The sequence below is a fragment of the Pseudomonas izuensis genome, assembly GCF_009861505.1.
Taxonomy (GTDB): Bacteria; Pseudomonadota; Gammaproteobacteria; order Pseudomonadales; family Pseudomonadaceae; genus Aquipseudomonas; species Aquipseudomonas izuensis.
Genome location: NZ_WTFT01000008.1, coordinates 286016 through 310035, shown reverse-complemented (window position 1 = coordinate 310035; position 24020 = coordinate 286016). Strand labels below are relative to the sequence as shown.

Below are 24020 nucleotides of genomic sequence, written 5' to 3'. Positions count from 1 at the left end.
TGACACACCGCCATCGCGGGCAAGCCTTGCTCCTACAGGGATTGTGGTGACCCGATAATCGCGCGTGCGGAAAATTGACTCGCAGGTTTACAATCGACGCTCCTGATCAGGAGTAATCCCGTGCTGACTCATCTCGATTCCCAAGGTCGCGCCAACATGGTCGACGTCACCGAAAAAGCCGTGACGTTCCGTGAGGCGACGGCCCAAGCGCTGGTGCGCATGCTGCCCGAAACCCTGCAGATGATCGTCAGCGGCGGTCACCCCAAGGGTGATGTGTTTGCCGTGGCGCGCATTGCCGGCATTCAGGCGGCGAAGAAAACCAGCGATCTGATTCCGCTGTGCCATCCGCTGATGCTCACGGGCGTCAAGGTCGAGCTCAGTGCCGAGGGCGACGACAGCGTACGCATCGTCGCGCGCTGCAAGTTGTCCGGGCAGACGGGTGTGGAGATGGAAGCCCTGACCGCCGCCAGTGTTGCCGCATTGACTATCTATGACATGTGCAAGGCCGTGGATCGCGGCATGACCATTGAAAGCGTGCGCCTGCTGGAAAAGGTCGGCGGCAAGAGCGGTCATTTCCAGGCGGATCAGCCATGAACGTCACCGTGAAGTTTTTTGCCCGATATCGTGAAGCGCTGGGTATGGATTCGGTGAAAGTCGAAGGACACTTCGCCACCGTCGACGACGTGCGGGCGTTACTGGCGCAACGAGAAGGAGCTGACGTGCTCCGCGAACAGAACCTGATGTGTGCGCGCAACGAAGACCTGTGCCAGCTCGACGAACCCGTCAGCGATGGCGATGAAGTGGCGTTTTTTCCGACTGTGACCGGGGGCTGAGCCATGGCGATTCGCGTGCAGTCCATGGCGTTCAATCCGGGCGTCGAAGTCAACGCCATGCACGCTGCCAATGTCGGCGTCGGGGCGGTGGTGAGTTTTGTCGGCTACGTGCGCGACTTTAATGACGGGCTGGACGTGGCCGGGATGTTCCTCGAACACTATCCGGGGATGACCGAAAAGGCCCTTGGCAAAATCGCCACCGAGGCCGAGCAGCGCTGGCCGTTGCTCAAGCTGGAAGTGTTGCATCGCATCGGCGCGCTGGAGCCGGGCGAGCCGATCGTGTTCGTCGGCGCCGCCAGCGCCCACCGCCAGGCAGCGTTCGATGCCTGTGCGTTTGTCATGGATTACCTGAAAACCCGTGCGCCGTTCTGGAAGAAAGAAAACACCAGCGACGGCCCGCGTTGGGTCGAGGGACGCGACAGTGATCATGCGGCGGCGGATCGCTGGAAGCAGTAGGTGCTGCATCGCTCTCAAGTACGCATCGCGGGCAAGCCTTGCTCCCAGAGGTTCTGAGTTGTTCTCAAAATAGTGAACGACGCCAAACCTGTGGGAGCAAGGCTTGCCCGCGATGGCGTCATCCGCGACACCAAAAATCCAGCTGAAATACCTCCCGACCATCGGCCGGGCACAAATCTTTTTGTCTCATTGACGGTTTATACGTAAAAGTCCAATATGGAATTATAAGTACAAAAAAGGTCTTTCCCCGTTTCTGCTTTTTCTTCTGTCTTGCAAAACCAACAACAACCCGCGAGAGAACGAATATGAAGAAGTTCCCCCTCATCACCGGTCTGGCCCTGAGCCTGTTGGCGTGCAGTAGCCTGTTTGCCGCCGAGAAAACCCTGCGCATCGGTATCGAAGCGGCTTATCCGCCGTTTGCCTCCAAAACCGATCAGGGCGAGATTGTCGGTTTTGACTACGACATCGGCAATGCCTTGTGTGCTGAGATGAAGGTCAAGTGTGTGTGGGTCGAAGGCGAGTTCGACGGTCTGATTCCTTCCCTGAAAGTGAAGAAAATCGACATGGCGCTGTCGTCCATGACCATCAACGAAGACCGCAAGAAGTCGGTGGATTTCACCCACAAGTACTATTTCACCTCGTCGCGCCTGGTGATGAAGGAAGGCGCGGTAGTGGATGACCAGTACGCCAGCCTCAAGGGCAAGACCATCGGCGTGCAGCGTGCGACCACCACTGACCGCTACGCCACCGAGGTGTTCGAACCCAAGGGCATCAACGTCAAGCGTTACGGCAACAATGAAGAGATCTACATGGACCTGGCGGCCGGTCGCCTGGACGCCATTTTTGCCGACACCATTCCGCTCAATGACTTCCTCTCGATGCCGCGCGGCAAAGGCTATGCGTTTGTCGGGCCGGAATTGAAGGATCCGAAATACGTGGGCGAAGGCGCGGGGATTGCCGTGCGTAAGGGCAATGCCGAGTTGGTGAGCCAGTTGAACACGGCCATCGACGGCATTCGGGCCAATGGCGAGTATCAGAAGATTTCCCAGAAGTATTTCAAGTCTGACATCTACGGCGATTGATCAACCGCCATCGCGAGCAAGCTTTGCTCCCACAGGGGAATGCGTTTCTCTGTGGGAGCAAAGCTTGCTCGCGATGAGGCCAATTCAGCCAATGCACATCTGAAGGCTCAGCCCTTCAATTCCTTCAAATGCTTGTACACCGTCGCCCGCCCCATGTTCAGCACATTGGCCACATAGTTCGACGCGCTTTTGCCCTTGAACGCCCCTTCAGCATGCAGCGCTAAAACCAATTCCCGTTTGTGGTCACGCGTCAGCAGGTTCAGGCTCAGCTGCCGTTCGCGCAGCCAGGCATGAAGGAACGTGTTGATCCGCTCCTGCCAGTCATCACGAAACAGTGAGTCCGGTTGCGGGATCAGTTTGGTCGGCGACAGGAACAGGTCCAGCGCGGCCTTGGCATTCTCGAACAGCGAAATATTCAGATTGATGCACAGCACGCCCAGCGGATGACCTTCGCTGTCGCGCAGCACGGTGCTGACGCTGCGAATGTTCTGCCCATCCCAGTTGAGCTTTTCGTACGGCCCGATATTTCGTTCGCTGACATCATCGCTGAGCATGTCCTCCAGCGACGAGTCATCACCGACTTCCCGTTTCGACAGGTTGTTGGCGATGTAGTCGACCTTTTGCGTGCGCAGGTCGTGCAGCACCACCTCGGCGTGGGGGAAGAACAGTGTGGCGATGGCATCGGCGATCGCCCGGAAGTTATCCAGGGATACGTCGTTCTGGGCCGGGTCTTTTTCTGGTGCATTCATACAAGGGGCTCCGGGAAGCATCAGCGCCCCGTGGAACGGGGCTCTGAAAGTGTGCCGCAATCGAGTGGGCACGTCACGCGAGGGCAGCGATCAGCCCAGGCGGGCAGGGGAGAGCATCTCGGCACTCAGGCCGAAGCGGGTGAGCTGCTCGGGCAGGGCTTCTCCGCGCACCAGGGCGGCGCTGGCCTGACCCATGGCCGGCGAGGTCTGGATGCCATAGCCGCCCTGCGCCGCGACCCAGAACAGCCCTGGCACCTGTGGATCGAAACCGGAAAGCAAATCGCCATCGCTGACGAAGCTGCGCAGGCCGGCCCAGGTGCGCGTCGGACGGCGGATGGTCAGGGTCGTGGCTTCTTCGATCTGGTAGATACCCATGGCGATGTCCAGCTCTTCGGGCTGCACGTCGTGGGGTTCCACCGGGTCGGCGTTGGCCGGCGAGCCAAGGAACATGCCGGCATCGGGTTTCATATAGAAGGATTCGTCGAGGCTGACCAGCATCGGCCAGTGGTGAATGTCCACGCCCTCTGGGCCGGCGAAGATGAAGGCGGCGCGACGCTTGGGTTGCAGGCCCAACGGTCGGGCGCCGGCAAGCTCGCCGATCTTGTCGGCCCAGGCGCCGGCGGCATTGATGACGACGGGTGCGCTGAACGTCCCGGTGCGGGTCTGCACCTGCCATACACCGTTGGCATCACGGCTCAGGCCTTGTACTTCGCTGTCGGTGTGCACTTCGCCGTTGTTGCGACGAATGCCGCGCAGGTAGCCCTGATGCAGGGCGTCGGTGTCGATGTCGCTGGCCGTCGGGTCATAGATCGCGCCGTGGACTTTCTCCCGACGCAGGATCGGCACGCGCACACAGGCCTCTTCGGCGCTGAGCAATTGCATCTCTGGCACCGTGGCTTTGGCGCTCAGGTACTGGTTGTTCAGTTCGGCCGGATCGCCGGTGAAGTCCACAGTCATCTCGCCGCGCGGGGTCAGTAGCGGGTGCTCGCAGAAACCACTGGGTGGCGCGTCGAAAAAGTCCCGGCTGGCCAGGGTCAATGCACGAACCTGCGGCGTGCCATAGGCGGCGGTGAACAGTGCCGCCGAGCGGCCGGTGGAGTGATAGGCCGGATGGGATTCGCGTTCGAGCACAATCACACGCCCGTGCTGCGACAGCCAGAACCCGGTGGAAGCGCCGGCAATCCCGCCGCCGATGATGATGAAATCTGCCTGGCTCATGAACGTCTCCTGATCAAGCGAAAATAAAGGTCCCCCTGTAGGAGCAAAGCTTGCTCGCGATGGCGGTGTATCAGCCAACGTCAATGTTGAATGTCAGTACGCCATCGCGAGCAAGCTTTGCTCCTACAGGGTTGTGTGGGGTTAGTGCTGCAGGCGGTAGATGGCATTGGCCAGCGCGATGTCTTCCAGCCCCAGGCCGATGGAGCGGAAGAACACGTGGCGGTCGTAGTCCGGGCGCTGCACCTTGGCGCTGAGCAGATCAGGCAGGTCGCCGATGATCGCGTTCTTGTCCCAGCCATGTGCTTCGCCGGCGATCAGCATTTCACCGGCCGAACCCGGCGTGGTCTGACGGTAGTCGCAGAACACCTGCATGTCATTGAGGCTCTGCGGCGGCACTTCGTGTGCACGCGGGGCGTTGGTGCTGATGGAGGTGATCAGCGCCGGTTTGCTTAAGTGAGACGGGTCGATCACGGGACCGGCGGACGAGGTGCAGAGCATGATCACATCGGCATCAGCGACGGCGGCTTCACGGGTATCGACGATGTTCAGGCGCGGCTCGATGCCTTTGAGCAGGTTCGCGGTTTGCGCATCTTCGCTCAGGCTCGGCGAATACAGGCTGATGCTCTGCCAGTCCCGCAGGTTCTTCACGTAATGCAGGTGGGCCTGTGCCACTTTGCCGCTGCCGATGATCGCCAGGCGAGTCGCCTTCAACGGCGCGAGGGCATCGACAGCCACGGCAGTGGTCGCGGCGGTGCGCGCCGTGGTCAGTTCACCGGCATCGCAAAGCAGCAGTGGCTGGCCGGTCTGCATCGACATCAGCAAGGTCCAGGCCGTCACCAGCGGCCCTTGTTCGCGCACGATGTACGGTGAAGTCTTGACCCCGTACACGCCATCTTCCGCCAGCACACCCAGGTAATTGATGAAGTCGCCGGCGCCCTGTGGAAACTCAACCAGCTGCTGTGCCGGTTGCACTGCTTGCCCGGCGGCCAGGTCGCGGAACAGTTTGCGCAGGATCTGCGGCACGTCGACCTGCGCCAGCAGCTCGCGGGCCTGGGGTTGGGTGATCACGTAGGGGGTGCTGGACATGGTCGGCTCCGGGAGCGGCAGATAAACTAATTTGTCCATTATGGACTTTTAAATATGTCGAGCAAGCTCTTGAGAAAAAACAGGCGAAAAAAAAGCGCAGTCCGTTTCCGGCTGCGCCTCTTCTAGACGTTGTCCGTTATGGACGTTTGCGCTCAACCGCCCGCAGTAGATGCGTCGGTGGTGTTTCACAGTTGATTTTGCGACCCAGCAGCGTCTCGATGGACGGTAGCTGGTAGGAGTCGTCTTCCCCGGCAAAGCTGATGGACACGCCGTCGGCACCGGCGCGACCGGTACGGCCGATACGGTGCACGTAATCGTCCGGGACTTCCGGCAGGGTGAAGTTGATCACGTGGCTGATGCCGTCGATGTGGATACCGCGACCGGCCACATCGGTGGCCACCAGCACGCGGATCTTGCCTTCACGGAAGCCTTCCAGCGTCTTGATGCGCTTGTGCTGCGGTACATCGCCGGACAGCTGCGCGGCGTTGATGCCATCGCGCACCAGGCGCTCTTCGATGCGCCGCACTTCATCCTTGCGGTTGGCGAACACGATGACCCGCTCCCAACCGTTGTCGTTGACCAGGTTGTAGAGCAGCTTGTATTTGTCGGCGCCGGCCACGGCATAGATATGCTGCTCGACGTTTTCGCTGGCCACGTTCTGCGACTCGATCTCGACGATCGCCGGATCGGTGGTCCACTGCTTGGCCAGGTTCATCACGTCATCGGTGAATGTCGCGGAGAACAGCAGCGTCTGGCGTTCATTCTTCGGTGGCGTCTGGCGAATGATCTGGCGTACTTGCGGGATGAAACCCATGTCGAGCATGCGGTCGGCTTCGTCCAGCACCATGACTTCGACCATGTCCAGGTGCACGTCGCCGCGCTGGTTGAAGTCCAGCAGGCGGCCGGGGGTGGCCACGAGGATGTCGCAGTGACGGGCTTCGAGGTGCTTGAGCTGCTTGTCGAAGTCCATGCCGCCCACAAACGTCATGACGTTGAGGCCGGTGTATTTGGTCAGGTCCGCCGCATCCTTGGCAATCTGCACCACCAGCTCGCGGGTCGGGGCGATGATCAGGGCCCGCGGCTCACCCATGTAGCGCTCTTTCGGCGGCGGGGTTTGCAGCAACTGGGTGATGATCGAAATCAGGAACGCCGCAGTTTTACCGGTGCCTGTCTGGGCGCGGCCGATGGCGTCTTTGCCGGCGAGGGTGAAGCCCAGCACCTGCGCCTGGATCGGCGTGCAATAGGGGAAGCCCAGGTCCTGGATGGCGTGCATCAGTTCCGGAGCGAGCTTGAAATCGTGGAAGCGGGTTTTGCCTTCCTGGGGTTCGACGACGAAGTCTTCGAGTTTCCAGGGAATGACCGGCGCCTTGGGCTTGGGTTCGCGACGCGGTCTGGCGGGTTTTGGGGCTTCGTCGCGGGCAGGTTCGGCAACGGTAGTCGCGGCAGGAACAGGTTGCGGTTCGTGTTTCGGTGCCGCTGCGGGAGCGGGGCGGTCGGCCTGGCTGGCATCGCTGCGATGGTCGTGGGAGTGCGACGGCGCGCTGGTGACTGGCGCGAGTTGCTCAGTCTCGCTTTTACCGAACATTTTCTTGAGTGCTTTGAGCACGGTCATCTCATCAATTGGTTAAGGAATGTACGCCGGCCAGTGTAATGCAAGAAACGGGCGCGGCGTAGTGGGATGGATCAAAGGGCGCTTTTAAACAAAAACAGGCGCCCAAAGGTTTAACGCAAACGCTCGGCAAGCCAGGTGCCGATGTCGCGAATCTCCTCGGGTAACACTTCGTGGCCCATTGGGTACTCCTGCCATGTCACGGTGACACCATGTTGTTTCAAATGCTCGTAGGCGGTACGGCCCATCGAGTTTTGTACCACGTCATCGTATTGACCATGCAGCGACAGCACCGGAATGCGCTGCTGGCTGGCGGACAGTTCAAGCTCATCGCTGAAGGTCGGTGCATAAGTAGAGAGGGCAAGTACGCCACCCAACGGTCCTTGCCACTTCAGGAACGCGGTGTGTAGCACCACGGCACCGCCTTGGGAAAAACCTGCCAGGAAAATCCGCGAGGCGTCTATTCCAACGGCTCGCTGCACGTCGATCAACTGAATGATCCGCTGGGCCGACTCTTCCAGTTGGTCGCGGTTGATTGCGCGCGCCGGGCTCATGGCCAATATGTCGTACCAGCTCGGCATCTCGTAGCCGCCGTTGATGGTGACGGCGCAGGTCGGGGCCTGGGGCAGAACGAAGCGGGTGGTCAGCAACGTTTCCTGCAGGGCTTCGGCGACCGGCAGGAAGTCATAGCGATCGGCGCCGAGGCCGTGCAGCCAGATGACGCAGGCGTCTGCGGGCTTGACGGGTTCTAGAATCAGGGGCTCGGTCATGGCTGCTCCAAATGTGTGCGCGCGCGCTCATTGAGTGCGAGGTGCGAGTGCGCGCCGGGTTGATCAGTTACGAAGATGTCGCAAGGTTACAAGTTTTGCTATTGACCTGTCGCTTAACCGCTTAAGCAGCCGGTGTGGTACGGGCTTTGCTATACGGAAGCGCGTACGAAAATCCCACGTCTGTCGGTAACACTATCAGGCCATTGTCGGCAGTGGGATAGCAAAGAATCCGGTGATGGATGTTCGCCAGTGGCCGCTACGGGCTTCGCGAACGTGAAAGGGCTACAGCCCGTTCGGCCGATTTGGTGAGAAGTGAGTTGTCCATGATGTGGATTTTCTCCTACTAGACTCATAGCTACGGTCTTTACGTCGGTTGACCCTAAAACAAGCCAACACGGGTCGACAACGCCTCAAAAGGGTGCGGCAGGACTCACGCTCCGACACAACAAGAGCAAAACTGGAGGTTTGAATGAAGATGTTGAAATCCACCCTGGCGATCGTGACTGCAGCCGCAGTACTCGGTGTCAGCGGGTTCGCTCAGGCGGGTGCAACCCTGGATGCAGTGCAGAAGAAAGGTTTCGTGCAGTGTGGCGTCAGCGATGGCTTGCCAGGCTTCTCGGTTCCGGACTCCACCGGCAAGATCGTGGGTATCGATGCGGACTACTGCCGCGCTGTGGCCGCAGCCGTCTTCGGTGACGCGACCAAGGTCAAGTTCAGTCAGTTGAACGCCAAGGAGCGCTTCACCGCGCTGCAGTCGGGCGAAATCGACATCCTGTCGCGCAACACCACCATGACCAGCTCCCGTGACGCTGGCATGGGGCTCAAGTTCCCTGGCTTCATCACCTACTACGACGGCATCGGCTTCCTGGTAAACAACAAGCTGGGCGTGAAAAGCGCCAAAGAGCTGGATGGCGCGACCATCTGCATCCAGGCCGGTACCACCACCGAACTGAACGTTTCCGACTACTTCCGCGGCAACGGTCTGAAATACACCCCGATCACTTTCGACACCTCCGATGAAAGCGCCAAGTCGCTGGAATCCGGTCGTTGCGACGTACTGACCTCCGACAAGTCCCAGCTGTTCGCCCAGCGCAGCAAGCTGGCATCGCCGAAGGACTACGTGGTTCTGCCGGAAACCATTTCCAAGGAGCCACTGGGCCCGGTTGTGCGTAATGGCGACGACGAGTGGCTGGCCATCGTGCGCTGGGTTGGCTACGCCATGCTCAACGCTGAAGAGGCCGGTATCACTTCGAAGAACGTCGAAGCCGAAGCCAAAGGCACCAAGAACCCGGACGTCGCTCGTCTGCTGGGCACCGACGGTGAATACGGCAAAGACCTGAAAGTGAAGAAGGACTGGGTTGTCCAGGTCGTCAAGCAGGTCGGCAACTATGGCGAAGTGTTCGAGAAAAACCTCGGCAAGAGCACTCCGCTGGAAATCGACCGCGGGCTGAACGCCTTGTGGAACGCTGGCGGCATTCAATACGCACCACCAGTGCGCTGATGGTTCTGTCACCCGGTGGGCCAACCACCGGGTGATGTTCTGTTCCATTATTTCCGGGGCACTTCATGCAAAATTCAATCGGCGCACCAAAGCAGAGGCTCAGCCTCAGCGATCCAAAAGTGCGTGCGTGGCTCTTCCAGATCATCACCATTGTCGCTGTGGTCTCGATGGGCTGGTATCTGTTCGATAACACGCAGACCAACCTTCAGCACCGGGGCATTACCTCGGGCTTCAGCTTTCTGGAGCGCAGTGCCGGTTTCGGCATCGCTCAACACCTGATCGACTACACCGAAGCGGACAGCTATGCCCGGGTGTTCGTCATCGGGTTGCTCAACACCTTGCTGGTGACCTTCATCGGCGTGATCCTGGCGACGATCCTCGGCTTCATCGTCGGTGTGGCCCGACTGTCGAAGAACTGGATCATCGCCAAGCTGGCGACAGTGTACGTGGAGGTTTTCCGTAACATCCCGCCGCTGCTGCAGATCCTGTTCTGGTACTTCGCGGTGTTCCTGACCATGCCGGGGCCGCGCAACAGTCACAACTTCGGCGACACCTTCTTCGTCAGCGCCCGTGGCCTGAATATGCCGGCCGCGAAGATGGCCGACGGTTTCTGGCCGTTCGTGGTCAGTATCGTCGTGGCCATCGTCGCCATCGTACTGATGAGCCGCTGGGCGACCAAACGCTTCGAAGCCACTGGTGTGCCGTTCCATAAATTCTGGGCCGGCCTGGCGCTGTTCCTGGTGATCCCGGCGTTGTGCGCACTGATCTTCGGCGCGCCTTTGCACTGGGAGTTGCCGAAACTGCAAGGTTTCAACTTCGTCGGTGGCTGGGTATTGATCCCGGAACTGCTGGCGTTGACCCTGGCCCTGACCGTGTACACCGCGGCGTTCATCGCCGAGATCGTGCGTTCGGGCATCAAGTCGGTCAGCCACGGCCAGACCGAGGCGGCGCATTCGCTCGGGCTGCGCAACGGCCCGACCCTGCGCAAGGTGATCATCCCGCAAGCCCTGCGGGTGATCATTCCGCCGCTGACCAGCCAATACCTGAACCTGGCGAAAAACTCCTCGCTGGCGGCCGGTATCGGTTATCCGGAAATGGTGTCGTTGTTCGCCGGGACCGTGCTGAACCAGACGGGGCAGGCGATCGAGGTGATTGCCATCACCATGAGTGTGTACCTGGCGATCAGTATCAGCATTTCCCTGCTGATGAACTGGTACAACAAGCGCATTGCGCTGATCGAGCGGTAAGGAAAAGCGCATGAGTACTCATACCTTCAAACCCGACATGCCTCCACCGAGCAAAGTCTTCGGGCCGGTGGCGTGGATGCGCGCGAACATGTTCTCCAGCTGGCTCAATACCCTGCTGACCCTGTTCGCGTTCTACCTCATCTACCTGGTGGTGCCGCCGATCCTGCATTGGGCGATCATCGATGCCAACTGGGTCGGCACCACTCGCGCCGACTGCACCAAGAGCGGCGCCTGCTGGGTGTTCATCCAGCAGCGGTTCGGCCAGTTCATGTACGGCTATTACCCGCCGGAACTGCGCTGGCGCGTGGACCTGACCGTGTGGCTGGCCGTCATCGGCGTGGCCCCTCTGTTCATCTCGCGCTTTCACCACAAAGCCGTGTATGGCCTGAGCTTCCTGGTGTTGTACCCGATCATTGCCTACTTCCTGTTGCATGGCGGCATCTTCGGCCTGACCAACGTGGCGACCAGCCAATGGGGCGGCCTGATGCTGACCCTGGTGATCGCCACCGTCGGTATCGCCGGCGCGTTGCCGCTGGGGATTATCCTGGCACTGGGCCGTCGTTCGAACATGCCGGCGATTCGTGTGGTCTGCGTGACCTTCATCGAATTCTGGCGCGGCGTACCGTTGATCACGGTGCTGTTCATGTCTTCGGTGATGCTGCCGCTGTTCCTGCCTGAAGGCATGAACTTCGACAAACTGCTGCGGGCACTGATCGGCGTGATCCTGTTCCAGTCGGCCTACGTGGCCGAAGTGGTGCGCGGTGGTCTGCAAGCGATCCCTAAAGGTCAATACGAAGCGGCCGCGGCGATGGGCCTGGGTTACTGGCGCAGCATGGGCCTGGTGATTCTGCCGCAAGCCCTGAAGCTGGTGATTCCCGGTATCGTCAACACCTTCATCGCGCTGTTCAAGGACACGAGCCTGGTGATCATCATCGGCCTGTTCGATCTGCTCAACAGCGTCAAGCAAGCCGCCGCCGACCCGAAATGGCTGGGCATGGCCACCGAAGGCTATGTGTTCGCTGCCCTGGTGTTCTGGATTTTCTGTTTTGGTATGTCCCGCTACTCCATGCATTTGGAACGCAAGCTGGACACAGGCCACAAGCGCTAAGTCGCTACCTATTTAGGAAGTTTCCCGATGAGCGAAGCAATCAAACAGCCTGTGAGCCCTGAAGGCATTATTCAGATGCAGGGCGTGAACAAGTGGTACGGCCAGTTCCACGTGTTGAAAGACATCAACCTGAACGTCAAGCAGGGCGAGCGTATCGTTCTGTGCGGTCCGTCGGGTTCGGGCAAGTCCACCACCATCCGCTGCCTCAACCGCCTGGAAGAACACCAGCAGGGGCGCATCGTGGTCGATGGCACGGAACTGACCAACGACCTCAAGCAGATCGAAGCGATCCGCCGTGAAGTCGGCATGGTGTTCCAGCACTTCAACCTGTTCCCGCACCTGACCATTTTGCAGAACTGCACCCTGGCGCCGATGTGGGTGCGCAAAATGCCCAAACGCAAGGCCGAGGAAATCGCCATGCATTATCTGGAGCGCGTACGCATTCCGGAGCAGGCGCATAAATACCCGGGGCAGTTGTCCGGCGGTCAGCAACAGCGTGTGGCAATCGCTCGCGCGTTGTGCATGAAACCGAAAATCATGCTGTTCGACGAACCGACTTCGGCGCTCGACCCGGAGATGGTGAAGGAAGTGCTCGACACCATGATTGGCCTCGCTGAAGACGGCATGACCATGCTCTGCGTGACCCACGAAATGGGCTTTGCCCGCACCGTGGCCAACCGCGTGATCTTCATGGACAAGGGCGAAATCGTCGAACAGGCCGCGCCGAACGACTTCTTCGACAACCCGCAGAATGAACGCACCAAGTTGTTCCTGAGCCAGATCCTGCATTGATCGGCACTTGGCAATGAAATAAACCCGGACGCTGTTCCGGGTTTATTTTTGTCCTCAGAATTACGACGTTCCTTGTAGGCGCGAGCTTGCTCGCGAAGAACTTGAGAACGCCGCTGGGTATCAGGCTGCCAGCGTTATCGTTGACGACCATCGTCGGAACGCCGCCTGGAGACATGCACGCTCCTACAGTTCGGGTCAGGAAACCTTCACGGTTTCCTGTTCCGGGAAACGCTCGGCCAACAGGCGCTTCAAGTCGGCCCCTTCGTTCAGTGCTTGAACTTCTGCAAGCAAGTGAGGGTGTCGATCAAGCAGGCGCATCAATGTGAACAGGGGTTGTGGAGGGGCGAGTTCGCCGCGCTCATAGCGAGAAAAGGCATTGTGCCCACCGCCTGACAGCAATCTGACCGCGTCTTTTTGCGTAAGGTGAAGCTTGCGGCGGATGCGTTTCATCTCTGAACCCATGACCTGGAAGCAGTCTTCAACCAGTTGATCTCCCGCATCCGAGTAGCGGTCGGCGGAGTCGGTGTCATGATCGAATTCGATTTCGCCGCAGACTCTGCATTCCCAGCCAACGATTTCATGGACAAGACGTGACATTTGTTTGTAATTGACCGAGAGGGTGCGTCCCTCGAAATGCCCCATTCCGTCATGGGTTCCGCAGTTCACGCACTGTTGTGTTTTCATAGGTTTTTCTCCTTGAAGGAGATTACCGGATGCCCACCGCCTGGGCGGTAAGACACTTTGATGTAAATCTCCGTACCGTAAATCTTCATGTGATAAACGTCGTGCCAGACTCGATGGTCTGCATAGGAAGTCATGGATTTGTAGAGCATTCTTCGCTCAAGCAAACCTATCGCCTGCACCATAAGCTGGTAGGTCAGGCCCATGTCATAGCCCGATTCGAGGGCGCGCCGGGTGAATGCTTTTTTCCCCTGCCTGACAACCTCCGCCTTGACCACAGTCAAGTCGTAATGGGGTGTGTTCTTCTCCATAAGAATCCGTAAGCCCTGTCCCTGAAATTACCCTTAAAGGGTAATTTTGACTAATCGAAAATCCCGCTCCTTTTCCCGCTCTCTGACCGTAGGCGGTTGCCGTCCTACGCGAAGCTGATTAACCTGTCAGAAAATTCATCCTATGATTGGATGAAAGGGCGAATTCCATGTCAGATATTTCTCCATTAGTGAAACGATCCCTGGTCGATCAGGCTCTGGATCAATTGCGTCAGCGCATCAACCAGGGTGTATGGGCGGTGGGTCAGCGCTTGCCTACCGAACCCGAGCTGTCCGCCGAACTGGGCATCAGCCGCAACACCGTGCGTGAAGCCATGCGGGTGCTGGCGTTTTCCGGATTGATCGAGATCCGTCAGGGCGACGGCAGTTACTTGCGGGCGGTGGTCGATCCGCTGGACACCTTGAAAGTGTTGTCGCAGTGCTCCCTTGAACAGGCCCGCGAGACCCGGCACATCCTTGAGGTCGAGGCGATAGGCTTGGCGGCAACACGCCGCACCGAGGAAGACCTGGTGGCCTTGCGCGAAGCATTGGGTGTCAGCGGCAGCCACTATCACGGCGATCTCGATACCTACATCGCCTGCGATCTGGTGTTCCACCGTCGTTTGGTGGACGCTGCGCACAACCCAACCCTCAGCGAGTTGTATCGCTATTTCTCCAGTGTCGTCGGCGCCCAGCTGCGTCTTTGCCTGAACATCACCCCGCGCCGCCAGGAAGTGTTCGACCTGCATATCGCACTGCTCGAAGCCGTCGAGCAACGTGACCCGGAACGGGCCAAAGCCCTGTCGAGGCAGTTGATCAATGAACCTTGAAACCGAGAACGCCATGTCCACCCGCAACAGCCAGATCACCGAAGCCCAACGCAAGGCGGAGCTCGAAGAGCTGTTGATCGACGCCGAAGCCGACGATGAACAGGTCCAGCAAAGTCATCCGCTCCTGCGTAGGCCGTGGCTGTTGCTGCTGGGGTTGATTCTGGTGGCGCTGAACCTGCGTCCGGCGCTGTCGAGCATGGCGCCGATGCTTAGCGAAGTGTCGAAAAGCCTTGGACTATCGGCATCACAGGCTGGACTGCTGACGACACTTCCGGTGCTGTGCCTGGGGTTATTTGCGCCACTGGCGCCGGTTCTGGCCCGACGGTTCGGTGCCGAACGGGTGGTGCTGGGTATTCTTCTGACCCTGGCCGGCGGGATCATCCTGCGCAGTTCGTTCGGTGAAATCGGTCTGTTCGCCGGCAGCGTGCTGGCCGGCGCCAGCATTGGCGTGATCGGCGTGTTGTTGCCGGGCATCGTCAAGCGCGACTTCGCCAAACAGGCCGGGACCATGACCGGCGTCTACACCATGGCCCTGTGCCTGGGGGCGGCGATGGCGGCAGGTGCGACCGTGCCGTTGAGCGAGCATTTCGACAAGAGCTGGGCGTTGGGCCTGGGTTTCTGGATGATCCCGGCGCTGGCCGCTGCGATTTTCTGGTTGCCACAAGTTGGCCAGAAACACGGTGCGCATAACGTCGCCTACCGCGTTCGGGGTCTGCTGCGCGATCCATTGGCGTGGCAGGTGACCTTGTACATGGGCCTGCAATCGTCCCTGGCCTACATCGTGTTCGGCTGGTTGCCGTCGATCCTCATCGGTCGCGGCCTGACCCCGACCCAGGCCGGTCTGGTGCTGTCGGGCTCGGTGATCGTGCAACTGGCCAGTTCACTGGCAGCACCGTGGCTGGCCACCCGCGGCAAGGATCAGCGCCTGGCGATCGTGATCGTCATGGTGATGACCCTTGGCGGTCTGTTCGGTTGCCTCTACGCACCGATCGAAGGCCTGTGGGGCTGGGCGATTCTGCTCGGTCTGGGGCAGGGCGCCACCTTCAGCCTGGCGTTGACCCTGATCGTACTGCGCTCGCGGGACTCCCACGTCGCAGCCAATCTGTCGAGCATGGCCCAGGGCTTCGGTTACACCCTGGCATCCATGGGGCCGTTCGCGGTCGGCATCGTCCATGACTGGACCGGCGGCTGGAGCGCGGTGGGCTGGATTTTCGGCGTGATTGGCCTGGGCGCGATCATCGCCGGACTCGGAGCCGGGCGAGCCCTCTATGTTCAGGTGCAAAGCGAAAAAATCTGAATCCTCGCAGCACTGGCATTCGGCCCACGAATGCCAGTGGTCTTGCGTGCATTTGCAGACTATCGTGCAGGCAATCTTTCGATGCCATTTTGCACAACAGGGAGTCTGCCCATGAGTGAAGCCCACAGCGCCTTGATCACACAGTTCTATCAGGCCTTCCAGCGGCTGGATGCCGAAGCCATGAGCGCCTGCTATACCGACGATGTAGTGTTTAGTGATCCGGCGTTCGGCGAGCTTCGTGGACGCGATGCCGGCGACATGTGGCGCATGCTCACGACTCGGGCCAAGGATTTCTCCCTGACCTTCGACAATGTGCGCAGCGACGAGCGCAGCGGTGGCGCCCATTGGGTCGCGACCTATCTGTTCAGCCAGACTGGCAACACCGTGATCAACGATATCCAGGCACGTTTTGTCTTCCGCGATGGCAAGATTTGCGAGCATCACGACAGCTTCGATCTGTGGGCGTGGTCGCGCCAGGCCCTGGGTTTCAAAGGCTTGCTGCTCGGCTGGACGCCACTGGTGAGAAACGCCGTGCGCGCACAGGCCTTGAAGGGGCTGAAGGTATTTCAGGCCAGTCGCTGATAAGATCGCGGCTTGTTTCCTTTCAAGCCTTGATCGTTCCATGACCACCCGCACCGAAATCCCTGTCGAAGCCGATTGCGCGGTGAGCAAACCGTGGTTCGTCTATCTCGTGCGCGCGGCCAACGGTTCGTTGTACTGCGGAATCAGCGACGATCCCGTGCGTCGCTTCGCCAAGCACCAAAGTGGCAAAGGCGCGCGTTTTTTTCTCTCGAGCCCGGCCATGGCGCTGGTCTACACCGAACGCTGCCGCGACAAAAGCGAAGCGCTGCGTCAGGAGCGGCTGATCAAAAAGCTCAGGAAAAGCGCCAAGGAATGTCTGGTGGCCAGTGCTGCCACGGCGTTATCAACCTGACTGATCGGTTTCCATCAGGCAGATCCGTATTCTGCCAATCGATTGCGCGCTAAGCTGCTGATACCTTCTGAGTGCGACGGAGCCGAGCATGTCCGAGTTGATTCTTCATCATTACCCGACGTCCCCCTTCGCCGAAAAGGCCCGACTGCTGTTGGGCTTCAAGGGCTTGTCCTGGCGCTCGGTGAAGATCTCGCCGGTGATGCCAAAACCTGACCTGACGGCGCTGACGGGGGGCTATCGCAAGACGCCAGTGCTGCAGATCGGCGCGGATATCTATTGCGATACGGCGCTCATCGCCCGTCGCCTGGAGCAGGAAAAAGCCTTGCCGGCGTTCTTCCCGGAAAGTCAGGAAATGATCGCCGCGACTTTCGCCGCATGGGCCGATTCAGTGGTGTTCCAGCATGCGGTCAGCCTGGTGTTTCAGCCGGAAGCGGTTGCTGTGCGTTTCGGCAGTTTGCCGCAGGAAGCGATCAAGGCTTTCCTGGCCGACCGTGCGGGATTGTTCAGCGGGGGCAGCACTACAAAGTTGACCGCTGAGCAAGCGCGGCACCAATGGCCGACGATCATGGCGCGCCTGGAGCAACAGCTGCAGCGTGAGGAAGGTGATTACCTGTTTGGCGAGCCGTCGATTGCCGACTTCGCCATGGCGCATCCGCTGTGGTTCCTCAGGGCGACACCGGTGACATCACCGCTTGTGGATAACTATCCGGCGGTGTCGGCCTGGTTGGCGCGGGTTCTGGGTTTTGGTCATGGGGCGCCGAGCGAGATGACCTCGGAAGAGGCATTGGCGATTGCGCGCAACGCAACGCCGGCTGCGCTGCCGGATGAGCAATTTATCGATCCGAACGGATTCGAAGCCGGTCAGAAAGTGGTGATCGCTGCGACTGACTATGGCGTCGATCCGGTGGCGGGGGAATTGTTGTTTACCGGTAGCGAAGAGCTGATCCTGCGTCGTGAAGATCCGCGGGGGGGCTTAGTGCACGTGCACTTTCCGCGATTTGGCTTTCGTATCGAAGCCCGATGAAACACGCGCATACCTGTGGGAGCAAGGCTTGCCCGCGATGAACGATTACTCGGTGTTGCTATTGCACCGCGTCGTGGCCATCGCGGGCCAGCCTTGCTCCCACAGGTTTTGTATGGACCGGATTGATTATTTCAGGGCTGCAAGAATCGCATCCGGGTCATACCCACGTATCAGCGTCCCGTTCACATCGATGAACGGAATCCCGCCGCCACCCAGCGCTTCGTAGGCCTTGCGTGCCTCGGCGTCTTTTTCGATATCGAATTCCTTGTACGCAATGCCTTTCTGATCGAGAAAACGTCGGGTCAGTTTGCAGTAGCCACACCATTCGGTGCTGTAGAGCACGACATTGGCCGTGGCCCGGGTCTGCTCGGGCACCACTTGCGAGGGATTGAAAACCCGCTCGATCTTGCCCCAGTGCTGGTAAACCACCACCACCAGCAGGATCAGCAGGCATTTCTTCAGCACGTTACCCAGCATCAGTTGCGGCGCTTGAGCTGATCGGTGAGCGAGGTCGGCAGGCCTTTGATAATCAGGGTCCCGGCTTCTTCGTCGTACTCGATCTTCGAGCCCAGCAGGTGCGCTTCGAAGCTGATAGACAGGCCTTCGGCACGGCCGGTGAAGCGGCGGAACTGGTTCAGGGTGCGTTTATCGGCCGGGATTTCCGGCGAGAGGCCGTAGTCCTTGTTGCGGATGTGATCATAAAAGGCTTTCGGGCGTTCTTCGTCGATCAGTTCCGACAACTCCTCCAGGCCCATGGGCTCACCGAGCTTGGCCTGGCTACTGGCGTAATCCACCAGGGTCTTGGTTTTTTCCCGGGCAGATTCTTCCGGCAGGTCTTCGCTTTCGACAAAGTCACTGAAGGCCTTGAGCAAGGTGCGGGTTTCGCCGGGGCCGTCGACGCCTTCCTGGCAGCCGATGAAGTCGCGGAAATACTCCGAAACCTTTTTACCGTTCTTGCCCTTGATGAACGAAATGTACTGCTTGGACTGCTTGTTGTTCTGCCACTCGGAAACATTGATGCGCGCTGCCAGATGCAACTGGCCCAGGTCCAGATGACGGGACGGGGTCACGTCCAGTTCGTCGGTCACCGCCACGCCTTCGCTGTGGTGCAGCAGGGCGATGGCCAGGTAGTCGGTCATGCCTTGCTGATAATGGGCAAACAGTACGTGGCCACCGACCGAGAGGTTGGATTCTTCCATCAGCTTTTGCAGGTGCTCCACCGCCACGCGGCTGAAGGCGGTGAAGTCCTGGCCGCCGTCGAGGTATTCCTTCAGCCAGCCGCTGAATGGAAAGGCGCCGGACTCCGGATGAAACAGACCCCAGGCTTTACCTTGTTTGGCGTTGTAGCTTTCGTTGAGGTCGGCAAGCATGTTCTCGATGGCGGCGGACTCGGCCAGTTCAGAGTCGCGAGCATGGAGAACTGCGGGTGTGCCGTCGGGTTTTTTGTCGATCAGGTGGACGATGCAATGACGGATCGGCATGGGCTTCTCGGCTGGTTGGAGAGAGCAGGGCAGGCTCCCCGAAAAAGCGCCCAGTGTACCGCAACCACCGCTTTTGGCGCGGCACGAAGGGCAATTGCACAGCGACCGGCGGTGCTTATGCGTTTTTTTGCCGATTTAGAGCAATAAAGCTGACCAAATGGGTAGCTAGAGGCGGATATTTCCCCGTCTCTGTGCTAGTTTTGCCCGGTCTTGCGCGAAGTCACTGCGTTAAGCGTGCAGTCAGCAAATGTCAGGTCGAACCAAACCCTGATTTCGGCATCTATAACCCGACTCGTCGCGGTTATCGCCGAGGGTGCCGGATCCAGAAGATCGGGCTCGATGGCTGACACTGCACTCTGCAATCCATATGAATTTGATAGGGAAGGAACACTAAATGGCTCTTACTAAAGACCAACTGATCGCCGACATCGCTGAAGCTATCGACGCGCCAAAAACCACCGCGCGTAACGCTCTGGACCAACTGGGCCAAATCGTTGCCGATCAGCTGGAAAACGGCGGCGAAATCACTTTGCCAGGCATCGGCAAGCTGAAAGTGACTGAGCGTCCTGCCCGTACCGGCCGTAACCCTTCGACTGGTGCTGCCATCGAAATCCCTGCCAAGAAAGTGATCAAGCTGGTTGTGGCCAAAGGCCTGACCGACGCTGTGAACAAGTAAGACGCAGTGAAAAAAAACCGTGCGCCGGAGCAATCCGGGCACGGTTTTTTTGTGCCTGCGATTCTTGATTGTCCCGCGAGCATTCCCCTAACCCCTGTAGGAGCGAGCCTGCTCGCGATAGCGGTCTGACAGACACATTGATGTTGTCCGATCCAACGCCATCGCGAGCAGGCTCGCTCCTACAGGGGGCTGAGTTACTTGCCCGGGTTTTGCGCCCAACGCTCGCGCCAAACCTGCTGCTGGGCTGGAGTCTGGAACGTCCACGCCACGAAACGGCTCTGCTTCTGGCCCTGGGACATTTCCACCACCTGGCTTTGCAGTGCGCCGGCCTTTTTCAGCGCCGTCTGGATCGCCGGCAGATTCGAAGCTTTGGACACCAGGGTACTGAACCACAGCACCTGCTGACCCACCTGAGCGCTCTCGCCGATCAATTGCGTAACGAATCGCGCCTCGCCACCCTCGCACCACAACTCGGCCGCCTGACCGCCGAAATTCAGCACCGGCAATTTTCGTTTCGGATCGGCCTTGCCCAGCGCGCGCCATTTGCGGCTGCTGCCGCGTGTGGCTTCTTCCAGGGACGAGTGGAACGGTGGGTTGCACATTGTCAGGTCAAAGCGTTCGGTGCTCTCCAGCAAGCCCAGCAGGATCTGTTTGCGGTTGCCTTGCTGGCGAATCTGGATGGCCTTGTTCAAGCCATTGGACTGGATGATGGCCCTGGCTGCGGCAATGGCGGTGGCGTCGATTTCCGAGCCAAGGAACTGCCAGCGGTAGTCGCTGTGACCGATCAGCGGATACACACAGTTGGCGCCCATGCCGACGTCCAGCACCTTCACTGCCGCCCCACGGGGGATCACACCGTCATTGCCGCTGGCCAGCAGGTCGGCGAGGAAATGTACGTAGTCCGCCCGACCCGGAACCGGCGGGCACAGGTAGTCGGCGGGAATGTCCCAATGGGCGATGCCGTAGAACGACTTGAGCAGCGCCCGGTTGAACACCCGCACCGCATCCGGGCTGGCGAAGTCGATACTTTCCTTGCCATACGGATTGATGATCACGAACTTCGCCAGTTCCGGCGTGCTTTTGATTAGCGCCGGGAAGTCGTAACGACCCTGATGGCGATTGCGCGGGTGCAGGCTGGCCTTTTCACGCGGTTCCACGGCTTTGGCCGGGGTCGCGGTGTCAGGCTTCTTGCGCGCAGATTTGGGTGTACGAGGGGTGTTCATGGGCGTGGTCGATTCGGGCATGGCTGAAAGTGGCGGGCATTGTCCCACATCTATGGGCAACACCGACCAATTGTAGGAGTGAGCCTGCTCGCGATAGCGGTGGATCAGTCAATGGCGATGGCGACCGGCATAACGCAATCGCGAGCAGGCTCACTCCTACAGCGGATGTTGGAGTTTTTGAATAAAAAAAGGAGGCCACATGGGCCTCCCTGTTTCATTGCGATTTGCCGTTACAGGCTGGCAATCCGCGCATGCTGCTCCGCCAACTTACCCAAAGCCTGTTCGGCCTCGGCCAGTTTGGCGCGTTCCTTGTCGATGACTTCGGCCGGCGCCTTGTCGACGAAACCGGCGTTGGACAGCTTGCCACCCACACGCTGCACTTCGCCTTGCAGACGCTGGATTTCCTTGTCCAGGCGCGCCAGTTCCGCACCTTTGTCGATCAGGCCGGCCATCGGCACCAGCACTTCCATCTCACCAACCAGTGCGGTGGCGGACAACGGTGCTTCTTCGCCGGCAGCCAGGACTGTGATCGATTCGAGGCGTGCCAGTTTCTTCAGCAATGCCTCGTTTTCGGTCAGGCGGCGCTGATCTTCGGCGCTGACGTTCTTCAGGAACAGCGGCAGCGGTTTGCCCGGGCCGATGTTCATTTCGCCACGGATGTTGCGTGTGCCGAGCATCAGGCCCTTGAGCCATTCGATGTCGTCCTCGGCGGCCTGATCGATGCGTGCTTCGTTGGCCACTGGCCAAGGCTGCAGCATGATCGTCTTGCCTTCGATACCGGCCAGCGGCGCGATGCGCTGCCAGATTTCTTCGGTGATGAACGGCATGAACGGGTGCGCCAGGCGCAGGGCCACTTCCAGTACGCGAACCAGGGTGCGGCGGGTGCCGCGCTGACGTTCGATCGGCGCATTTTCGTCCCACAGCACAGGCTTGGAGAGTTCCAGGTACCAGTCGCAATACTGGTTCCAGATGAACTCGTACAAGGCTTGCGCGGCCAGGTCGAAGCGGAACTGGTCGAGCTGACGGGTCACTTCGGCTTCGGTGCGTTGCAGTTGCGAAATGATCCAGCGGTCGGCCAGCGAGAGCTCATAGGCTTCGCCGTTCTGGCCGCAGTCTTCGCCCTTGTCCAGCACGTAGCGCGCGGCGTTCCAGATCTTGTTGCAGAAGTTGCGATAGCCTTCGACGCGGCCCATGTCGAACTTGATGTCGCGACCGGTGGACGCCAGCGAGCAGAAGGTGAAGCGTAGGGCGTCGGTGCCGTAGCTGGCAATGCCCTCGGCGAACTCGTCGCGGGTCGCTTTCTCGATCTTCTTCGCCAGTTTCGGCTGCATCAGGCCCGAGGTGCGCTTCTGCACCAGGGTTTCGAGCTCGATCCCGTCGATGATGTCCAGCGGGTCCAGGACGTTGCCCTTGGACTTGGACATCTTCTGGCCCTGGCCATCACGCACCAGACCGTGCACGTAGACAGTCTTGAACGGTACTTGCGGGGTGCCGTCCTCGTTTTTGATCAGGTGCATCGTCAGCATGATCATCCGGGCAACCCAGAAGAAAATGATGTCGAAACCGGTGACCAGCACGTCGGTGGAGTGGAATTTCTTCAGGAACTCGGTTTTTTCCGGCCAGCCCAGGGTGGAGAAGGTCCACAAGCCCGAGCTGAACCAGGTGTCGAGTACGTCGTTGTCCTGCTGCAGCGCAACGTCCGGACCGAGGTTGTGCTTGGCACGTACTTCGGCTTCGTCGCGACCGACGTAGACCTTGCCCGACTCGTCGTACCAGGCCGGAATGCGGTGGCCCCACCACAGCTGGCGGCTGATGCACCAATCCTGGATGTCGCGCATCCAGGAGAAGTACATGTTTTCGTACTGTTTCGGCACGAACTGGATGCGGCCATCTTCAACGGCGGCAATCGCAGGCTCGGCCAATGGCTTGGTGGATACGTACCACTGGTCGGTCAGCCACGGCTCGATGATGGTGCCGGAACGGTCGCCTTTCGGCACTTTCAGGGCGTGATCGTTGACGCTGACCAGCAGGCCGGCAGCCTCGAACGCAGCGACGATCTGCTTGCGTGCTTCGAAACGCTCGAGGCCTGCGTATTCGGCCGGGATCTTGCCGTCGATGCTGTCGTTCAGCGTACCGTCGAGGTTGAACGCCTGGGCGGCCGACAGGACGTTGGCGTTCTTGTCGAAGATGTTCAGCAGCGGCAGGTTGTGGCGCTTGCCGACTTCGTAGTCGTTGAAATCGTGGGCCGGGGTGATCTTCACGCAGCCGGTGCCGAATTCAGGGTCGCAGTAGTCGTCGGCGATGATCGGGATGCGGCGGCCGACCAGCGGCAGCTCGACAAACTTGCCGATCAGGGCCTTGTAACGTTCGTCGTTCGGGTTAACGGCCACGGCGGAGTCGCCGAGCATGGTTTCCGGACGCGTGGTCGCGACGATCAGGTAGTCGTTGCCTTCAGCGGTCTTGGCGCCGTCGGCCAGCGGATATTTCAGGTTCCACAGGAAGCCCTTCTCGTCGTGGTTTTCCACTTCAAGGTCGGAAATCGCCGTGTGCAGCTTGGTGTCCCAGTTGACCAGACGCTTGCCGCGGTAGATCAAGCCGTCCTCGTGCAAGCGCACGAAGGCTTCTTTAACGGCTTCGGAAAGGCCGTCGTCCATGGTGAAGCGCTCGCGGCTCCAGTCCACGGACGAGCCGAGGCGGCGGATCTGACGGCTGATGTTGCCGCCGGACTGATCCTTCCACTCCCAGACTTTCTCAAGGAATTTGTCGCGGCCCAGGTCATGGCGATTCTGGCCCTGGGCTTCGAGTTGACGCTCCACCAGCATTTGCGTGGCGATACCGGCGTGGTCGGTGCCCGGTTGCCACAGGGTGTTGCGACCCTGCATGCGGCGGAAACGGATCAGGGCGTCCATGATCGCGTTGTTGAAGCCGTGACCCATGTGCAGGCTGCCGGTGACGTTCGGCGGCGGGATCATGATGGTGTAGGACTCGCCCGCGCCTTGCGGGGCGAAGTAATTCTCGGACTCCCAGGTGTTGTACCAGGAAGTTTCAATGGCGTGCGGCTGGTAGGTCTTATCCATGCGCGGCGGGACCCTATTGGCATTTATTCAGGAAAAGC

Annotated in this window: 25 protein-coding genes; 14 read left to right on the top strand and 11 right to left on the bottom strand. The window is 59.7% G+C overall.

Features of this window, described 5'->3' with window-relative positions; translation table 11 throughout:
* Positions 1-120: 120 nt before the first annotated feature.
* The 4 genes from moaC (at position 121) to GPL81_RS08410 (ending at position 2371) form a co-directional block, all read left to right on the top strand.
* Entirely contained in the window at positions 121-594 is a 474-nt protein-coding gene (gene moaC / locus GPL81_RS08425; RefSeq protein ID WP_034148967.1) for a cyclic pyranopterin monophosphate synthase MoaC, read from the top strand.
* Positions 591-833 (top strand): MoaD/ThiS family protein, encoded by a 243-nt coding sequence (locus GPL81_RS08420; protein WP_160106379.1) that lies wholly within the window; start codon positions 591-593, stop codon positions 831-833. Before moaC ends, GPL81_RS08420 begins: the two co-directional genes overlap by 4 nt.
* Before the next feature lie 3 nt (positions 834-836).
* Positions 837-1289, top strand: a complete 453-nt coding sequence (gene moaE, locus GPL81_RS08415) for a molybdopterin synthase catalytic subunit MoaE (protein ID WP_160106378.1) — start codon at positions 837-839, stop codon at positions 1287-1289.
* Between the two features lie 305 nt (positions 1290-1594).
* On the top strand, positions 1595-2371 hold the full coding sequence (locus GPL81_RS08410; RefSeq protein WP_160106377.1) for an ABC transporter substrate-binding protein: 777 nt from the start codon (positions 1595-1597) through the stop codon (positions 2369-2371).
* Positions 2372-2478: 107 nt separating this feature from the next.
* On the opposite strand, the gene GPL81_RS08405 is transcribed toward GPL81_RS08410, so the two are convergent.
* The 5 genes from GPL81_RS08405 to GPL81_RS08385 form a co-directional block, all read right to left on the bottom strand.
* A complete protein-coding gene (locus GPL81_RS08405; protein ID WP_160106376.1) occupies positions 2479-3120 on the bottom strand; it encodes a helix-turn-helix transcriptional regulator in 642 nt (213 codons plus the stop codon).
* A gap of 90 nt (positions 3121-3210) precedes the next feature.
* On the bottom strand, positions 3211-4338 hold the full coding sequence (locus GPL81_RS08400) for an NAD(P)/FAD-dependent oxidoreductase (RefSeq protein ID WP_160106375.1): 1128 nt from the start codon (positions 4336-4338) through the stop codon (positions 3211-3213).
* 141 nt (positions 4339-4479) lie between these two features.
* Positions 4480-5424, bottom strand: a complete 945-nt coding sequence (locus GPL81_RS08395) for an ornithine cyclodeaminase family protein (protein WP_160106374.1) — start codon at positions 5422-5424, stop codon at positions 4480-4482.
* A 136-nt stretch (positions 5425-5560) separates the two neighbouring features.
* Complete coding sequence (gene rhlB, locus GPL81_RS08390) at positions 5561-7036, bottom strand: ATP-dependent RNA helicase RhlB (protein ID WP_160106373.1); 1476 nt, start codon at positions 7034-7036, stop codon at positions 5561-5563.
* A 110-nt stretch (positions 7037-7146) separates the two neighbouring features.
* Positions 7147-7803 carry an alpha/beta hydrolase gene (locus tag GPL81_RS08385; RefSeq protein WP_160106372.1) on the bottom strand — a complete coding sequence of 219 codons (657 nt, stop codon included), beginning with the start codon at positions 7801-7803 and terminating at the stop codon, positions 7147-7149.
* Between the two features lie 469 nt (positions 7804-8272).
* On the opposite strand from GPL81_RS08385, the gene GPL81_RS08380 reads away from it, so the two are divergent.
* From GPL81_RS08380 to GPL81_RS08365, 4 genes are all read left to right on the top strand, one after another.
* Positions 8273-9304 carry an amino acid ABC transporter substrate-binding protein gene (locus GPL81_RS08380; protein ID WP_096509194.1) on the top strand — a complete coding sequence of 344 codons (1032 nt, stop codon included), beginning with the start codon at positions 8273-8275 and terminating at the stop codon, positions 9302-9304.
* A gap of 65 nt (positions 9305-9369) precedes the next feature.
* Entirely contained in the window at positions 9370-10551 is a 1182-nt protein-coding gene (locus tag GPL81_RS08375) for an amino acid ABC transporter permease (protein WP_096509195.1), read from the top strand.
* Between the two features lie 10 nt (positions 10552-10561).
* A complete protein-coding gene (locus GPL81_RS08370; RefSeq protein WP_121104491.1) occupies positions 10562-11659 on the top strand; it encodes an amino acid ABC transporter permease in 1098 nt (365 codons plus the stop codon).
* A 27-nt stretch (positions 11660-11686) separates the two neighbouring features.
* A complete protein-coding gene (locus tag GPL81_RS08365) occupies positions 11687-12451 on the top strand; it encodes an amino acid ABC transporter ATP-binding protein (protein ID WP_160106371.1) in 765 nt (254 codons plus the stop codon).
* Positions 12452-12646: 195 nt separating this feature from the next.
* Here the strand turns inward: GPL81_RS08365 and GPL81_RS08360 are convergent, their stop codons facing one another.
* On the bottom strand, positions 12647-13135 hold the full coding sequence (locus tag GPL81_RS08360) for a type II toxin-antitoxin system MqsA family antitoxin (protein WP_160106370.1): 489 nt from the start codon (positions 13133-13135) through the stop codon (positions 12647-12649).
* Positions 13132-13443 carry a type II toxin-antitoxin system MqsR family toxin gene (locus tag GPL81_RS08355; RefSeq protein WP_160106369.1) on the bottom strand — a complete coding sequence of 104 codons (312 nt, stop codon included), beginning with the start codon at positions 13441-13443 and terminating at the stop codon, positions 13132-13134. The genes GPL81_RS08360 and GPL81_RS08355 overlap by 4 nt, the downstream gene beginning before the upstream one ends.
* Positions 13444-13610: 167 nt before the next feature.
* Between GPL81_RS08355 and GPL81_RS08350 the strand changes: the two genes are divergently transcribed.
* The 5 genes from GPL81_RS08350 to GPL81_RS08330 all read left to right on the top strand — a co-directional run bounded on the left by GPL81_RS08350 (position 13611) and on the right by GPL81_RS08330 (position 17525).
* Positions 13611-14270: a FadR/GntR family transcriptional regulator gene (locus tag GPL81_RS08350; RefSeq protein WP_160106368.1), complete on the top strand. Its 660-nt coding sequence runs from the start codon at positions 13611-13613 to the stop codon at positions 14268-14270.
* Entirely contained in the window at positions 14260-15567 is a 1308-nt protein-coding gene (locus GPL81_RS08345) for a CynX/NimT family MFS transporter (protein WP_160106367.1), read from the top strand. The genes GPL81_RS08350 and GPL81_RS08345 overlap by 11 nt, the downstream gene beginning before the upstream one ends.
* A gap of 111 nt (positions 15568-15678) precedes the next feature.
* On the top strand, positions 15679-16149 hold the full coding sequence (locus GPL81_RS08340; RefSeq protein ID WP_160106366.1) for a nuclear transport factor 2 family protein: 471 nt from the start codon (positions 15679-15681) through the stop codon (positions 16147-16149).
* A 40-nt stretch (positions 16150-16189) separates the two neighbouring features.
* Positions 16190-16501, top strand: a complete 312-nt coding sequence (locus GPL81_RS08335; RefSeq protein ID WP_160106365.1) for a GIY-YIG nuclease family protein — start codon at positions 16190-16192, stop codon at positions 16499-16501.
* Positions 16502-16589: 88 nt separating this feature from the next.
* On the top strand, positions 16590-17525 hold the full coding sequence (locus tag GPL81_RS08330) for a glutathione S-transferase family protein (RefSeq protein WP_160106364.1): 936 nt from the start codon (positions 16590-16592) through the stop codon (positions 17523-17525).
* A gap of 126 nt (positions 17526-17651) precedes the next feature.
* On the opposite strand, the gene GPL81_RS08325 is transcribed toward GPL81_RS08330, so the two are convergent.
* Complete coding sequence (locus GPL81_RS08325; protein WP_160106363.1) at positions 17652-18002, bottom strand: glutaredoxin family protein; 351 nt, start codon at positions 18000-18002, stop codon at positions 17652-17654.
* Entirely contained in the window at positions 18002-19006 is a 1005-nt protein-coding gene (gene yejK / locus GPL81_RS08320) for a nucleoid-associated protein YejK (protein ID WP_160106362.1), read from the bottom strand. Before yejK ends, GPL81_RS08325 begins: the two co-directional genes overlap by 1 nt.
* A 394-nt stretch (positions 19007-19400) precedes the next feature.
* Between yejK and GPL81_RS08315 the strand changes: the two genes are divergently transcribed.
* Positions 19401-19682, top strand: coding sequence for an HU family DNA-binding protein (locus GPL81_RS08315; protein WP_003221909.1), 282 nt, complete (start codon positions 19401-19403; stop codon positions 19680-19682).
* A 194-nt stretch (positions 19683-19876) separates the two neighbouring features.
* Here the strand turns inward: GPL81_RS08315 and rlmF are convergent, their stop codons facing one another.
* Together rlmF and GPL81_RS08305 are read right to left on the bottom strand one after the other, a co-directional pair.
* The gene (gene rlmF / locus GPL81_RS08310; RefSeq protein WP_160106361.1) at positions 19877-20905 is read right to left on the bottom strand and encodes a 23S rRNA (adenine(1618)-N(6))-methyltransferase RlmF; all 1029 of its coding nucleotides are present in this window, start codon (positions 20903-20905) and stop codon (positions 19877-19879) included.
* Positions 20906-21135: 230 nt separating this feature from the next.
* Positions 21136-23982 (bottom strand): valine--tRNA ligase, encoded by a 2847-nt coding sequence (locus tag GPL81_RS08305; protein ID WP_160106360.1) that lies wholly within the window; start codon positions 23980-23982, stop codon positions 21136-21138.
* Positions 23983-24020: the final 38 nt, after the last annotated feature.

Excerpts from the sequence above, each read along its gene's own strand:
- GPL81_RS08370 (WP_121104491.1), top strand. The coding sequence starts at position 10,562 with ATGAGTACTCATACCTTCAAACCCGACATGCCTCCACCGAGCAAAGTC.
- GPL81_RS08345 (WP_160106367.1), top strand. The coding sequence starts at position 14,260 with ATGAACCTTGAAACCGAGAACGCCATGTCCACCCGCAACAGCCAGATC.
- GPL81_RS08355 (WP_160106369.1), bottom strand. The coding sequence starts at position 13,443 with ATGGAGAAGAACACACCCCATTACGACTTGACTGTGGTCAAGGCGGAG.
- GPL81_RS08335 (WP_160106365.1), top strand. The coding sequence starts at position 16,190 with ATGACCACCCGCACCGAAATCCCTGTCGAAGCCGATTGCGCGGTGAGC.
- GPL81_RS08305 (WP_160106360.1), bottom strand. The coding sequence starts at position 23,982 with ATGGATAAGACCTACCAGCCGCACGCCATTGAAACTTCCTGGTACAAC.
- GPL81_RS08400 (WP_160106375.1), bottom strand. The coding sequence starts at position 4,338 with ATGAGCCAGGCAGATTTCATCATCATCGGCGGCGGGATTGCCGGCGCT.
- GPL81_RS08325 (WP_160106363.1), bottom strand. The coding sequence starts at position 18,002 with ATGCTGGGTAACGTGCTGAAGAAATGCCTGCTGATCCTGCTGGTGGTG.
- GPL81_RS08360 (WP_160106370.1), bottom strand. The coding sequence starts at position 13,135 with ATGAAAACACAACAGTGCGTGAACTGCGGAACCCATGACGGAATGGGG.
- GPL81_RS08350 (WP_160106368.1), top strand. The coding sequence starts at position 13,611 with ATGTCAGATATTTCTCCATTAGTGAAACGATCCCTGGTCGATCAGGCT.
- GPL81_RS08395 (WP_160106374.1), bottom strand. The coding sequence starts at position 5,424 with ATGTCCAGCACCCCCTACGTGATCACCCAACCCCAGGCCCGCGAGCTG.
- GPL81_RS08365 (WP_160106371.1), top strand. The coding sequence starts at position 11,687 with ATGAGCGAAGCAATCAAACAGCCTGTGAGCCCTGAAGGCATTATTCAG.
- GPL81_RS08340 (WP_160106366.1), top strand. The coding sequence starts at position 15,679 with ATGAGTGAAGCCCACAGCGCCTTGATCACACAGTTCTATCAGGCCTTC.
- GPL81_RS08315 (WP_003221909.1), top strand. The coding sequence starts at position 19,401 with ATGGCTCTTACTAAAGACCAACTGATCGCCGACATCGCTGAAGCTATC.
- yejK (WP_160106362.1), bottom strand. The coding sequence starts at position 19,006 with ATGCCGATCCGTCATTGCATCGTCCACCTGATCGACAAAAAACCCGAC.
- GPL81_RS08410 (WP_160106377.1), top strand. The coding sequence starts at position 1,595 with ATGAAGAAGTTCCCCCTCATCACCGGTCTGGCCCTGAGCCTGTTGGCG.
- GPL81_RS08385 (WP_160106372.1), bottom strand. The coding sequence starts at position 7,803 with ATGACCGAGCCCCTGATTCTAGAACCCGTCAAGCCCGCAGACGCCTGC.
- rhlB (WP_160106373.1), bottom strand. The coding sequence starts at position 7,036 with ATGACCGTGCTCAAAGCACTCAAGAAAATGTTCGGTAAAAGCGAGACT.
- GPL81_RS08380 (WP_096509194.1), top strand. The coding sequence starts at position 8,273 with ATGAAGATGTTGAAATCCACCCTGGCGATCGTGACTGCAGCCGCAGTA.
- rlmF (WP_160106361.1), bottom strand. The coding sequence starts at position 20,905 with ATGAACACCCCTCGTACACCCAAATCTGCGCGCAAGAAGCCTGACACC.
- GPL81_RS08330 (WP_160106364.1), top strand. The coding sequence starts at position 16,590 with ATGTCCGAGTTGATTCTTCATCATTACCCGACGTCCCCCTTCGCCGAA.
- GPL81_RS08405 (WP_160106376.1), bottom strand. The coding sequence starts at position 3,120 with ATGAATGCACCAGAAAAAGACCCGGCCCAGAACGACGTATCCCTGGAT.
- GPL81_RS08420 (WP_160106379.1), top strand. The coding sequence starts at position 591 with ATGAACGTCACCGTGAAGTTTTTTGCCCGATATCGTGAAGCGCTGGGT.
- GPL81_RS08375 (WP_096509195.1), top strand. The coding sequence starts at position 9,370 with ATGCAAAATTCAATCGGCGCACCAAAGCAGAGGCTCAGCCTCAGCGAT.
- moaE (WP_160106378.1), top strand. The coding sequence starts at position 837 with ATGGCGATTCGCGTGCAGTCCATGGCGTTCAATCCGGGCGTCGAAGTC.